This window comes from Bradyrhizobium campsiandrae, assembly GCF_014529705.1.
Classification (GTDB): Bacteria; Pseudomonadota; Alphaproteobacteria; order Rhizobiales; family Xanthobacteraceae; genus Bradyrhizobium; species Bradyrhizobium campsiandrae.
Genome location: NZ_JAANIH010000064.1, coordinates 16,979 through 29,535, shown reverse-complemented (window position 1 = coordinate 29,535; position 12,557 = coordinate 16,979). Strand labels below are relative to the sequence as shown.

The window sequence follows — 12,557 nt, the reverse complement described above, 5'->3', positions numbered from 1 at the left end:
AATGTCAGTCCGGACCCCAGCTAGGGCTCAGGACCGGGGTGGTCTCTTCATGGCGCAAGTCGTCGGCTGCGTGCTCGCAGATGCTTCGTACTTCTTCTCGGTCTTCCAGCCGTATCCAGTACCTTCCTGATCGTATTTGACAGTTTTGCCGTCTGCTTTGGTCCATACTCCGATGTAAAGTGGCTGAAGCAGCTGATGGTCGCTCGCACGCATTTCAACCTGGCCGTTCAGGCTCGTTGCCTTCATGCCTTCGAGCGCAAATCCAACTTTTACAGGGTCCGTAGAGCCACTCTCCTTGATCGCCTTCGAAAACATGGCGACGATCGAATAACTCACCATCCAAGTGAAATCGTCATTGTACTTTTGCTTGAACGACGTCGCGATATCTTCGCCTGCGAAGGTTTCATTGTTGATATTCCAGATCCCGACGTATCGAACGCGATCCGCACCATCCGCACCCATCGCGATGGGCGCGCCCTTGAGGTTGGCATAGTAAGTGTAGAAGTTGGCGTTTAGCCCGGCTTCCTTCGCAGCCTTGATGAGCAATGAAAGATCAGTGCCCCAGTTGCCTGTGACTACGCTATCGGCGCCCGACGCCTTGATCTTGGCGATATAGGGAGAAAAGTCCTTGACCTTTCCCAGCGGCACAAGGTCTTCGCCGACGAGTTCAAGATCGGCTCGTGCGCTCTTCAGATACTCCTTTTCACCGCGAGTGAATTGGTGTCCTGCCGCATAATCCTGGTTGATTATGTAGACCTTCTTGATCGCAGGATTCGTTGCCAGGTGATTGATCAGGACCTGAGATTTCATGTCTGCATTGGCGTCGAACCCAAAATGCCAGAAGCTGCATTTGTCGTTCGTCAGGCTCGGATCGACCGCTCCGTGATTGAGGAACATGACCTCCTTGCCCGGATTGCGTTCGTTGTGCTTGTTGATGGCGTCGATCAGGGCCAGAGCAGCCCCCGATCCGTTCGCTTGCGTTATGTAGCGGTAACCCTGGTCGATTGCGTTCTTTAGCTGGACAAGCGAAATCTGCGGACTTGCCTGATTGTCGAAGCCAACGAATTCAAGTTGGTTGTCGCCGGCCCATTTCTCCTGGTTGGCGCGTGCTGCCATCGCATGAAAGCTTTGCAGTTCATTCTGTCCCAAGGCCGCAAACGTCCCGCTCAATGGGTCAATGAAGGCAACCCTGACGGTTTCCGCGAGAGCCGGCGTCGAAAGCAGGGTGACGCAAATGACTGCCGATCCCGCCAGACTCGTTCGTTGATAAGAACTGCTCACTAGATCCTCCCTTGTAAGAAATCCTCTTCGCCAGCGGAAAAATCGACAGTTCAGCCGGACGCGGGGCATTTTGCGAGGCTGCCTCTGAAGCGGACCGCCCCGTTAATGCGAGAATAAGTCAGGATCAGCATATTTACAAGCTGAGCTATCTTGCTTTGAAGAATGCTAGCTGCGAAACCATGCCAGAAACTCTAGCGGCTTAAATATAGCGTAAAAACAATGCATTGTGGGCTATTTGGACGATGATCGAGAGGGGATTGACAGTTCAACGAAAGACTCAGATAAAATGAGGACCGCTCATTTTTGTTTGGGAGAAGACGTGATAGTTCGCTCTGAAGTGCGGGGAGACCTGTGGCTGACGATCAACCGACCGGATCGGCGCAATGCGTTGAACAGGGAGACTTCGGAAGCCTTGGCGGCTGAATTTCGGGCGGCAAATGCATCGAGCTATCGCGCAGTGGTGCTTACCGGCGCTGGTGACAGGGCGTTCTGCGCGGGAGGCGACCTTCAGCCAACTGCCGACGGCAGTCCGTTCAGCATCGAGCCGGATCAGCCTCATCACTTCTTTGCGGAATTGCTGCGTGCGATGGACGCCTGCCTTCTTCCGATCGTCGCGCGAGTCAATGGATCGGCGTTCGGTGGCGGGTTGGGGCTCATCTGCGCTTGCGACATTGCCGTCGGTGTCGACACCGCGAAATTTGGGACGCCGGAAGCCAAGGTTGGCGTGTTTCCGTTCATGATCATGCCCTACCTGCTTCGCGTCATGCCTTACAGGGATGTTGTCGCGATGGCGTTGACTGCAGAAACCATGACGGCGGAGCGCGCCTTCAGTAACGGGTTGCTCCAGCAAACCTGTACCGCCGACGAGCTCGACAGTGTCGTGGCCAACTGGCTCGACAAGATACGGGCCTGCTCTCCCACGGCTCTCAGGTTGGGCAAACACGCGATCCGATCCACCGCGGCGTTGTCGAGCGCCGATGCCCTCAATCTCATGCAGGCGCTCCTGCCATTGTCTGCCCTCACCCAGGACGCGAAGGAGGGTCTCAAGGCTTTCGGGGAGAAGCGAACGCCAGCGTGGAGCGGGCAATGACAAGCTTCGCCGCTGGCGCATTGCGGATCGGGTGCGCGTCATGTTTCTGGGGCGATACCGAATTTGGTGCCCGGCAGCTGGTCGATGGTGGAAACATCGATGTTCTGGTCTTCGACTATCTGGCCGAGATCACCATGTCGATTTTGGCGCGCGCAAAGGCCAAGGACCCGACCAAGGGGTACGCCGTCGACTTCATCAAGGTTCTCGCGCCGCTTCTACCGGAAATCGCGCATCAAGGCATTCGCGTCATCAGCAACGCGGGTGGCCTGAACCCCGATGCTTGCGCCGATGCGTTGCGTACGGAATTGTCCAAGGCGAGACTTGATCTCAGGGTGGCTGTCGTCAAAGGCGACGATCTGATTCCGCGGTTGAGCTGGCTCAAGGAGCAGTCGATTCGCGAGATGGGCTCCGGCGAGGAGTTGCCGCCGACCCTGGTGAGCGCCAACGCCTATCTCGGCGCGAGACCCATCGCCGCCGCGCTCGGCCGCGGAGCCGATATCGTCATTACCGGCAGATGTGTTGACAGCGCCGTCACTTTGGGGCCGCTCGTCCACCATTTCGGATGGAAGTGGGACGAATACGACAAACTCGCCCAAGGCTCGCTCGCCGGTCATATCATCGAATGCGGCACGCAGGGCACGGGCGGTCTCTTTACTGACTGGCGAGACGTTCCCGGCTGGGACGATATGGGGTTCCCGATCGTCGAATGTAACAGCGATGGTGCTTTCGTTGTGACGAAACCACCGAATACCGGAGGCCTGGTGACGCCGCCGACCGTTGCAGAGCAGATCGTCTACGAGATCGGAGATCCTCAAACCTACATCCTGCCAGATGTCATCTGTGACTTCAGCGAAGTTGCGCTGTCACAGGTCGGTCCGGATCGGGTCCGGGTGGTAGGCGCGAGAGGACGACATCCGGGCGACTCCTACAAGGTTTGCGCAACCTACGCCGATGGTTTCCGGATTACGGCGACGTTGATGATTGGCGGTATAGACGCCGCGGCCAAGGGCGAACGGGTGGCGCGCGCGATGCTGACCCGGCTGCGGAGAATCTTGAAGGAGAAGGGCTTCCGGGATTTCCGGGAAACGAACGTCGAGATCCTGGGCGCGGAAGCAATGTACGGACCGCATTCGCGCGCGCGTTCCGCGCGTGAAGTCATCGTCAAGGTGGGGGCCCGGCATGAATCAAAGGACGCGCTCGATTTGCTAGGTCGGGAGTGGTACTCCGCGGCCGCAGCGATGGCTCCAGGAATTTCCGGAGTGGCTGGCGGCAGACCGGCGCCCTCGGGTGTCGTGAGATTGTTCTCATTTCTCCTGCCCAAGGCTGTTGTTCCGGCCTCAATAGGAATCGACGGAGAAACCTTCAACGTCGAGATGGGGCAGGAATCATCTGCTCCGACACTTCCAGTTCGACCCGAAGTGCGCATACCGACGGCTGCCAGATCAACTGTCGAAGTGCCTTTGATACGGGTTGCCCATGGCCGTAGCGGCGACAAGGCGGATACGGCCAACATTGGTCTTATCGCGCGCCGGCCAGAGATTTTTCCCATTCTGGCCGAGCAGGTTACGGCGGAACGCGTCGCCGCGCATTTCAGCTATTTGCTGAAGGGTAGTGTCGAACGATATCTGATGCCGGGAATGCACGCTCTGAATTTTGTCATGACTCAATCTCTCGGCGGCGGCGGCGTTGCGTCACTGCGCTACGACCCACAAGGAAAGGCCTTTGCGCAGATGCTGCTGGATATGACCATCACAGTTCCGGCAACATTGCTGGAATCCGGGAGCCCGCAATGACGACTTCGCGACGTGCCGCCAAGCGAAGCCCGAACCGGCAATTGCTCCGCGAGCGGGAAATCGTGAACGCGGCCCGCTTGGTCTTCGAGACGGCCGGCTATGACAACGCGTCGATGGCCGAAATAGCCGCGCGTGCAGGAATCGTGGAGGGTACCGTCTATCTGTACTTCGACAGCAAGAAAGACCTGATGCACCGCGTGATCGCGGAATGGTACGAAGGCCTGATCGCGTCGGTGTCCGAAGGACTGACGCGGGTCGTGGGCGTTCGCGCGCGCCTTCGATTTTGTATCCTGAGGCACCTACGTGTCTACGTCGAAGATACCGGGCTCGCCGATCTCATGATCAGGGAATTGCGGCGCGACAGGAAGTTCTATGAGACCGAGATCTATTCCTTGAACAAGCGCTACGCTGCTTTTGTGACGGCGGAAATTCTCGACGGCATCAAGCAGGGTGAGCTCGGTCCGGATATCGTTCCGGAAATTGTGCGCGATCTGATATTTGGCGGCATCGAGCATTGCGCCTATCGGATCCTGTCGGGTCGCGGCGGCCTGGATATAGATCTCGTCGCCGATCGCATTCTCGGTACGCTCTGGCCGGGCATCGCGGCGCAGAAGGAGGCGTCGTCAGTATCGATCGAGGACCGCATTGCCAGACTTGAGAAATTGGTCGTTGCCAACGGCGAGGAGTCATGAAGCACATCCTCGTTGCGAACCGGGGCGAGATCGCGCTGCGGATTATTCGCACAGCCCATCGGCTTGGCATCAAGACCACCCTTGCGGCCCACGCCGTGGATCTCCAATCCATCGCCGCCCAGACTGCCGGTCAGACGGCACAGATCTTCGGCGATCCCCCGGTTTCTGCTTATCTTGATATCCCCCAATTGACCAAGGTTGCGTTGGACTACGGTTGCGACACGGTTCATCCCGGTTACGGATTTCTCTCGGAGAATGCAGCATTTGCCGCTCAGGTAGAGGCCGCGGGTCTCTGCTGGGTCGGCCCATCTCCCGACGTCATCGGTCTGATGGGGGACAAGATACGTGCGCGGGAGTTTGCGCATCGATGCGGTCTACCTTTGGTGCCGTTCGCCTTGGACTCGGGCCATAGGGAGTTTCGGGACGCAGTTCTTGCCTTGAGATTTCCCGTGCTTATCAAGGCGGCGGCCGGAGGCGGCGGGAAGGGTATCAAGATCGTCCGGCAAGAAATGGAGCTGGATCGTGCGATCACCCAGGCACGTAGCGAAGCGCTCAGGTACTTTGGTGACGAACGGGTTTATGCAGAAAGGTTTGTCGAAAGACCGCGGCACATCGAAGTGCAGATTCTCGCCGATCAATTTGGCAAAGTCATCCATCTAGGCGAACGTGAATGCTCGATCCAGCGGCGCTTCCAGAAGATTATCGAGGAGACGCCGTCAGTTGCCATCGATCCCGATCTGCGCTCGAAGATTTGTGGGGCGGCAGTCGCGCTGGCCAAGGCGTCTCAATATCGAAATGCGGGTACAGTCGAGTTTATTCTCGGCCCGGATCGGGAGTTCTATTTTCTCGAAGTGAATACCAGATTGCAAGTCGAACATCCTGTAACGGAGCTGGTGACGGGGTTGGATTTAGTCGAATGGCAACTGCGAATCGCGTCCGGTGAAGCATTGCCATTCGAGCAATCTGACGTCGCCAGCAACGGGCACGCGATCGAATGTCGGATCAACGCGGAAGATGTTCCATCGGGCTTTGTACCCAGTTCAGGAATACTGGCTCGCTACATTGAACCGCATGGGGAGGGAATTCGCGTCGATAGCGGAGTATGCGAACTAGATAGACTAACTAGCTCGTTTGATCCGATGTTGGCGAAGCTGATCGTTTGGGGGCCCGACCGAGGATCCACCATCGCGCGGACTGAAGAGGCGCTCCGCAACTTCTGCCTTCTCGGCCCGGAGACGAACATCGCCTATTTGCGCGCGCTGCTCAAGCAGCCCGAATATGTTGCGGGGCATATCGACACCGGCTTTATCGATCGCCATCACGAAGAAATATTGCGGTTCATGCAGGTCGAGAGTCGGCTTGACGCAAGAGTGACCGCCGCATTTGTCGCACTGATGATTCCGGAAGCCCGCGTTTCGTATTCGAGCCTTAGCGAACTTGGAGCGTGGAAGAACTAAATGACTGCGGTGTTGAGGTCAGGTTCCGAGTTTCTGGCGGTCATGGCGGAAGCGTCCGGGCGAGTCATGGTCGGGCGCAGCGAGGTGCGGATTGAGAATTTCAGTCGCAACGGCGGAACGCTGGCGGGTACGCTCGGAGGAGCGCGATGGGAAATCGAGGTGGCTCGGATTGGCGATCGGATCATTGCCTGGTCGAGTGGGCGGATCTGGCAGGCTGAGATTCAGCTTCTTCCGGTATCTGAAATCGACGCAGCGGGTGAACACTCGGACCAGATCACGGCTCCCATGCCCGGCTCCATCGTCCAAGTTCATGTTTCTCCGTCCCAGCCTGTCGCCGCAGGGGACGTCATGGTCACGATCGAAAGTATGAAAATGGAGACGGCGCTGGTCGCGATACGCGACGGGGTGGTCGCGTCCGTCCTCGTCGAAGCCGGAACAACGGTAGACCGCGGAGCCATATTGGTATCGTTCATGAAGCAGGAGGAAGCGGCTTCATGATGCGGCGAATAGTGTCTCGTGTGAATACTCAGAGCACGGAGTTCAAAGCCAATCACGCAAGAATGTCTGGTCTCGTCCAGGCTCTACGCGAACAGCAGCGTGCCACACGGTTCGATCGTCCGAAACGCGATCTTGAACGCATAGGGCGCCAGAACAAGCTCTTTGTCCGTGAGCGGCTCGAGCTTCTCATCGATGCTGGCAGTCCATTTCTCGAATTGTCTTCTCTTGCGGCGTGCCGCAGTTATGACGGGGAAGCGCCGGGTGCCGGTCTGCTAACTGGCATCGGACTTGTCAACGGCCGCCAGGTGATGGTCCACGCCTCCGACCCGAGCGTCAAGGGAGGTGCCTGGTATCCGCATTCGGTCAAGAAGATCATAAGGGCGCTCGACATCGCGTTGGAAAATCATCTGCCCGTCGTACATCTTTGCGATAGCGCAGGCGGATATCTCCCGCTTCAGCATGAATTCTTCGCGGACCGCCAATATGGCGGGCGTATTTTTCGTAACCAGGTCGAGTTGTCAAAGCGCGGCATTCCCCAGGTCGCCGTCGTGTTGGGCCACTGCACTGCGGGTGGCGCTTACGTTCCGGCGTTATCGGATTACAATATTATTGTTCGCGGCAACGGGGGGATCTTCCTGGGCGGTCCGCCGCTCGTGAAAGCAGCAACGGGAGAAGTGGTGTCAGCGAACGACTTGGGCGGGTGCGACGTACACACACGCATTTCAGGTACAGCTGACTACCCGGCGGCCAATGAGCAAGATGCCATTCATCTTGCCCGCGAGATTGTCGGCGAAGTCTTTCCACCGGCCCAACCATGGCTGGCGGATCGAATAGAGCCTGAGCAACCATTTTACGAGCCGGATGAACTCTATGGAATCATTCCGGCAGACCGTAAACGGTCATTTGACGTTCGAGAAGTCATTGCGCGCATGGTCGATGGAAGCAGGTTTCACGAATATCAGCCCGCCCTCGGCACGACCCTGGTCTGTGGTTTCGCGCGAGTATTCGGATGGAAAATCGGCATCGTTGCGAACAACGGCGTTCTCTTCAACGACAGTTCGCTCAAGGCGGCCCACTTCATCCAGCTATGCGACCGGGACAAGGTTCCGCTTCTCTTTCTGCAGAACATTACAGGATTCATGATCGGGCGGGAGTACGAAGCGCGCGGCATCACCAAAGATGGCGCCAAGATGATCACCGCGCAGGCAAGCGTGAGAGTGCCGAAGTTTACTGTGATGGTGGGGAGCTCTTTTGGTGCTGGTAACTATGGCATGTGCGGTAGGGCGTTCGATCCCAGATTTCTGTTCTCATGGCCGAACAGTCAGATCGGTGTGATGGGTGGCGACCAAGCTGCGAATACGTTGACAGATATCAAGCGAGGTCAGCTCGCGCGAAACGGTGCCATCGCCGATGAAGACGAAATCGCGTCGATGCGGAATGCGATCCTGGAAGACTATGAACGGCATTCGGATGCCTATTGGTCGACGTCGGAGCTATGGGACGACGGCTTGATTGATCCGGCCGACACACGAAACGCGTTGGCAGTCGCGATCGCCGCATCTTTGCATCGGCCTCTGGACCCTTTGGCATCTGGGATCCTACGATTATGAAGAAGGGTCTGTACGGAGAGAGCACATGAACTTGCTGAACTATTCGCAGAGCGATTTGGTGGAGGAACTGCGCTCGACTGCCAGAGGCTTCTCCGATGGCGAGATCGCACCCCGCGTGGAGGAAATGGATCGCTCCGACAGGTTCCCTCGGGAGCTCTGGCCACAAATGGGAAAACTTGGATTGTTCGGCATCACGGCGCCGATGGAATTCGGCGGGCTCGGTCTAGGATATCTCGCGCATGTCGTTGTCACCGAAGAGATCTCGCGCGGGTCGGGTGCGTTGGGCGTGAGCTATCTTGCTCACTCCAACCTTTGCATCAATCAGATTACCCTGAATGGGACCACGGCACAGAAGGCAAAGTATCTGCCGAAGCTTATTTCGGGAGAGTGGGTAGGAGGGCTGGCGATGTCGGAGCCCGAGGCTGGATCTGACGTTGTCAGCATGCGCCTCGAGGCGACCCGCCGAGGTGACAGCTACGTGCTGAATGGCACCAAGATGTGGATCACTAATGGGCCAGTCGCTGACCTCCTGGTGGTCTATGTGAAGACTGACCGGAAGGCAGGGAAACGCGGTATCACCGCTTTTATCGTCGAAACGTCGGCAAGTGGCTTCAGCGTTGCACAGACGCTGGATAAGCTTGGCAATCGAGGTTCTCCCACCGGAGAGCTGGTTTTCCAGGACTGCGTCGTTCCCGCAGAGAATGTGCTGGGAAAGGTCGGTGGTGGTGTCCGGGTCTTGATGAGTGGCCTCGACTACGAGCGGACCGTGGGCGCCGCGATCCCGCTCGGCATTATGCAGGCGTCGATGGACGTCACGCTTCCGTATGTCCGTCAACGAAAGCAGTTTGGCGAGCCGATCGGCAGCTTTCAGCTGATGCAAGGAAAATTGGCCGATATGTACACGCGGTTATCGACGTCGAGGTCCTATCTCTACACGGTTGCGCGGGCACTCGATGATGGGAGTCCTGGCAGTACGGCGAACCGCAAGGATGCCGCAACCGCCTATCTGGTATGTGCCGAGAACGGCATCTGGGTCGCGGATCAGGCGCTGCAATGCTTCGGCGGCAACGGTTACATCAACAGCTACCCGGCAGGACGATTGCTTCGTGATGCGAGATTGCACACGATCGGCGGTGGAACGGCTGAAATTCGTCGGTGGCTCATTGGTCGCGAACTTTATCAAGAGTCGCAATAGGAAAGTACTCCGAGAGAAGGTGGCAGCAATGACCAATCAAGCGGAGCTACTCAGAAAACTGACGGACGAAGGCGAGAGCGTTGTTGCGCGCTTGAAGAAGTGGGCCGTAGAGACACCCGATCGCCGATTCTTCTTTTATGGGGAAGACCGCACTGGTCTGAGCTTCCGACAGTTCGACGAAGTGACCGACTGCATTGCTGGAAATTTCGCGGCGAGGGGTGTCAAGAAGGGCGATCGTGTTGCGATTTTGGCGCGGAATCAAAAGCTCTCTGTTTTGTCGATGTTTGCGATCTGGAAGGCAGGCGCGGTATTCTGTCCGATCAATTTCAATTACACGGGTGCGCTCCTTCATTCGCTCATTCTGGACCTTGAGCCATCTCTGCTCATTGCGGATGACGAAGCAAAGCCTGCGATTGATGAGGTCTTGCGGCTTGGTCGCGGCCTCGCAGATATCAAGCGAATTGTGATCGATCGTCCCGAACCGTTAGGGGCGATCCCCAATCATATGTCCGGCGGCGTGCCGATCCTGGAAAGCTGGTACGAATATCTGGAACCATCGCAGGCTCGTCCAATCGACCTCGATTTTGATGATATCGCGAATATCATCTATACGTCAGGGACAACTGGGCCTTCAAAGGGCGTGCTTCAGACTCATCGCTGGATCAACCAGATGACGTTCTTCTTGCGGAAGCTGCTCACGCCCGATGATGTGATCTATAATGATCTACCACTTTACCACATCGGAGGCGCAATCTGTAATGTTGCACGTGCCGCATGGGTGGGCTGTGAGGTGGTTTGCTGGGACCGCTTCAGTGTGAGCGACTTCTGGGATCGCATCGAAACAAGTTCTGCAAGCTGTGCAATCTTGCTCGATGTCATGATTCCCAGATTGATGAAAGCGCCAGCAAGCATTCGGGACCGCAACAACACCTTGAACAAGGTAAATCTTCAGCCGCTGCCGCTCAATCACAATGAAATCGCCCGGCGATTTGGATTTGATGTCGTCGCCACCGGGTTTGGCCAAACCGAAAGCGGCAATTCATTGGTCGCTTATATCCTTGAGACCAATGAGGAGACTGAAACGCCGGCATCCATCCGGCGAGGCATGGGCCGAGAGGGGATCCGGCGCGTTATGGAGGCGTATGGTGCGACCGTGGTTTCGGCATCTGACGCCTCTTGGAAAGGTTTCATGGGGCGCGAGACCATGTTCGTGGACGCGGCAATTCTCGATGAGCATGATCGAGAATGCAAACCCGGCGAAGCCGGCCAATTGGCGATCCGGCCCAAAGTACCGGGTTTACTGTTTTCCGGCTATCACAGGCGTCCCGAAGACTCCCTCAAATCGATGCGGAATTTCTGGTTCCATACCGGCGATGTGGCACGCAAGGAGCCTAGCGGCATTTTCACCTACATCGACCGGATGGCGGATCGAATCCGAGTGCGCGGCGAGAACATCTCCTCTTTCCAGATAGAGGATATCTTCAACCAGAATCCTTCGATCAGCATTTGCGCTGCATTCCCCGTTCCTGCCCTGGAAGGCGACGAGGACGACGTGGTTGTTTTTGTTGTCCCCTCAAAGGACGTTCCCGACCTGGAGAAAGGTCTACGAGAATGGATCAAGACGGCGATGCCGAAATTCATGCAACCGAAATATATCCGTATTGTTGATGACATTCCGCGCACGCCGACGAACAAGATCGAAAAATTCAAACTCAAGAGGATGTTCCTCGAACAACGCGCCAACGGATTGTCGTCAGCAGGGAGCAAGGGATGAGGCCGGCGTTTGATGAGGCGGAGGAGCTGTCGCTGCTGCGTGGCACCATGCGCCGTTTTGTAAATGACCACATGCCAAGGCCCGAAGCGGCGCGATGGGATGCAGAATCGATCTTTCCTGTCGAGGTGTTTCGCAAGCTGGCTGCGCTTGGAGTGTTCGGTCTGTCGATTCCGGAGGAGTATGGCGGGGCTGGACGAAACATTCCGGCCACGATGATCGTCATCGAGGAATTGTCGCGAAGGGGCGTCGCGATGTCGATACCTTACGTGCTCGCTGCCTGCTATGGCGGCATGAACATCCTTGAGTGCGGGAATGAAGACCAGAAGCGCGCACTGCTTCCAAAATGCGCCGCGGGCGAGTTGATGCTTGCGTTTGGAGTAACTGAGCCGGACGTTGGGGGCGACGTGGCCAGCGTCAAGACCACCGCCAGGCGCACTGGCGACGTGATCAAGGTCAATGGAACGAAGCGGTATATCACCGGGGCGAATATTGCTGATTACATCTATACCCTGGTTCGTTCCGACGACGCCTTGCCGAGATACAAGAATCTTTCGATCCTTTTGATCCCGAGGACCGCTAAGGGCGTCGAGATTCGCAAGCTGGATATGCTCGGGCTGCGAAGCGGCGCCTGGACCACTGAAATCATCTTCGACGATGTGGAGGTGTCGGTCCAGAATATCGTCGGTGGGGAGGCGGGCTGGAACGAGGGCTGGTCGTATATCGCCGGACCTGGCCTTGATGTCGAGAAGCTCGAAGTCGGCGCAATCGCGCTGGGAATCGCCGAGGCTGCCGTGGACGACGCCTGGGAATATGCCGAGACGCGCGAGCAATTCGGAAAGCCCATCAGCAACTATCAGAACATCCGGCATATGCTCGCCGATGCGAGAACGGACCTGCACGCGTGCCGCTTGATGCTGTATAGCGCGGCAGGTCTGGCACAGGCCGGGCGCCCCTGCGGAATCGAGAGCTCGATGGCGAAGCTGTTCATCTGCGAGCGCGCAAAACAGGTCGTTCTTAACTGCCAACTGATCTTCGGTGCATATGGATGCGACCTTGATTTGGACATGCAGCGCTACGTGCGGGACATCCTTATTCTTCCGATCGCCGGCGGATCCTCGGCCATTCAACGAAATAACCTAGCAAACAGAATGCGCCTTCGTCTCTAGC

General features: G+C 57.1%; 10 protein-coding genes. 9 read left to right on the top strand and 1 reads right to left on the bottom strand.

Features of this window, described 5'->3' with window-relative positions; translation table 11 throughout:
• Window positions 1-27 precede the first annotated feature (27 nt).
• Window positions 28-1,281: a branched-chain amino acid ABC transporter substrate-binding protein gene (locus G8O24_RS33710; protein ID WP_202988793.1), complete on the bottom strand. Its 1,254-nt coding sequence runs from the start codon at window positions 1,279-1,281 to the stop codon at window positions 28-30.
• A gap of 319 nt (window positions 1,282-1,600) precedes the next feature.
• Between G8O24_RS33710 and G8O24_RS33705 the strand changes: the two genes are divergently transcribed.
• The 9 genes from G8O24_RS33705 (at window position 1,601) to G8O24_RS33665 (ending at window position 12,556) form a co-directional block, all read left to right on the top strand.
• Window positions 1,601-2,371, top strand: coding sequence for an enoyl-CoA hydratase-related protein (locus G8O24_RS33705; protein ID WP_188106843.1), 771 nt, complete (start codon window positions 1,601-1,603; stop codon window positions 2,369-2,371).
• Window positions 2,368-4,164 (top strand): acyclic terpene utilization AtuA family protein, encoded by a 1,797-nt coding sequence (locus G8O24_RS33700; RefSeq protein ID WP_188106842.1) that lies wholly within the window; start codon window positions 2,368-2,370, stop codon window positions 4,162-4,164. Before G8O24_RS33705 ends, G8O24_RS33700 begins: the two co-directional genes overlap by 4 nt.
• Window positions 4,165-4,226: 62 nt before the next feature.
• Window positions 4,227-4,856, top strand: coding sequence for a TetR/AcrR family transcriptional regulator (locus G8O24_RS33695; RefSeq protein ID WP_188106841.1), 630 nt, complete (start codon window positions 4,227-4,229; stop codon window positions 4,854-4,856).
• Entirely contained in the window at window positions 4,853-6,313 is a 1,461-nt protein-coding gene (locus G8O24_RS33690; protein WP_188106840.1) for an acetyl-CoA carboxylase biotin carboxylase subunit, read from the top strand. The genes G8O24_RS33695 and G8O24_RS33690 overlap by 4 nt, the downstream gene beginning before the upstream one ends.
• On the top strand, window positions 6,314-6,811 hold the full coding sequence (locus G8O24_RS33685; protein ID WP_188106839.1) for a biotin/lipoyl-containing protein: 498 nt from the start codon (window positions 6,314-6,316) through the stop codon (window positions 6,809-6,811).
• On the top strand, window positions 6,811-8,421 hold the full coding sequence (locus G8O24_RS33680) for an acyl-CoA carboxylase subunit beta (RefSeq protein ID WP_188106862.1): 1,611 nt from the start codon (window positions 6,811-6,813) through the stop codon (window positions 8,419-8,421). Before G8O24_RS33685 ends, G8O24_RS33680 begins: the two co-directional genes overlap by 1 nt.
• 25 nt (window positions 8,422-8,446) lie before the next feature.
• Window positions 8,447-9,616: an acyl-CoA dehydrogenase family protein gene (locus G8O24_RS33675; protein ID WP_188106838.1), complete on the top strand. Its 1,170-nt coding sequence runs from the start codon at window positions 8,447-8,449 to the stop codon at window positions 9,614-9,616.
• A 28-nt stretch (window positions 9,617-9,644) separates the two neighbouring features.
• Window positions 9,645-11,390: an AMP-binding protein gene (locus G8O24_RS33670; RefSeq protein WP_188106837.1), complete on the top strand. Its 1,746-nt coding sequence runs from the start codon at window positions 9,645-9,647 to the stop codon at window positions 11,388-11,390.
• Window positions 11,387-12,556 carry an acyl-CoA dehydrogenase family protein gene (locus G8O24_RS33665; protein WP_188106836.1) on the top strand — a complete coding sequence of 390 codons (1,170 nt, stop codon included), beginning with the start codon at window positions 11,387-11,389 and terminating at the stop codon, window positions 12,554-12,556. The genes G8O24_RS33670 and G8O24_RS33665 overlap by 4 nt, the downstream gene beginning before the upstream one ends.
• Window position 12,557: the final 1 nt, after the last annotated feature.

Excerpts from the sequence above, each read along its gene's own strand:
- G8O24_RS33685 (WP_188106839.1), top strand. The coding sequence starts at position 6,314 with ATGACTGCGGTGTTGAGGTCAGGTTCCGAGTTTCTGGCGGTCATGGCG.
- G8O24_RS33680 (WP_188106862.1), top strand. The coding sequence starts at position 6,811 with ATGCGGCGAATAGTGTCTCGTGTGAATACTCAGAGCACGGAGTTCAAA.
- G8O24_RS33700 (WP_188106842.1), top strand. The coding sequence starts at position 2,368 with ATGACAAGCTTCGCCGCTGGCGCATTGCGGATCGGGTGCGCGTCATGT.
- G8O24_RS33670 (WP_188106837.1), top strand. The coding sequence starts at position 9,645 with ATGACCAATCAAGCGGAGCTACTCAGAAAACTGACGGACGAAGGCGAG.
- G8O24_RS33690 (WP_188106840.1), top strand. The coding sequence starts at position 4,853 with ATGAAGCACATCCTCGTTGCGAACCGGGGCGAGATCGCGCTGCGGATT.
- G8O24_RS33675 (WP_188106838.1), top strand. The coding sequence starts at position 8,447 with ATGAACTTGCTGAACTATTCGCAGAGCGATTTGGTGGAGGAACTGCGC.
- G8O24_RS33665 (WP_188106836.1), top strand. The coding sequence starts at position 11,387 with ATGAGGCCGGCGTTTGATGAGGCGGAGGAGCTGTCGCTGCTGCGTGGC.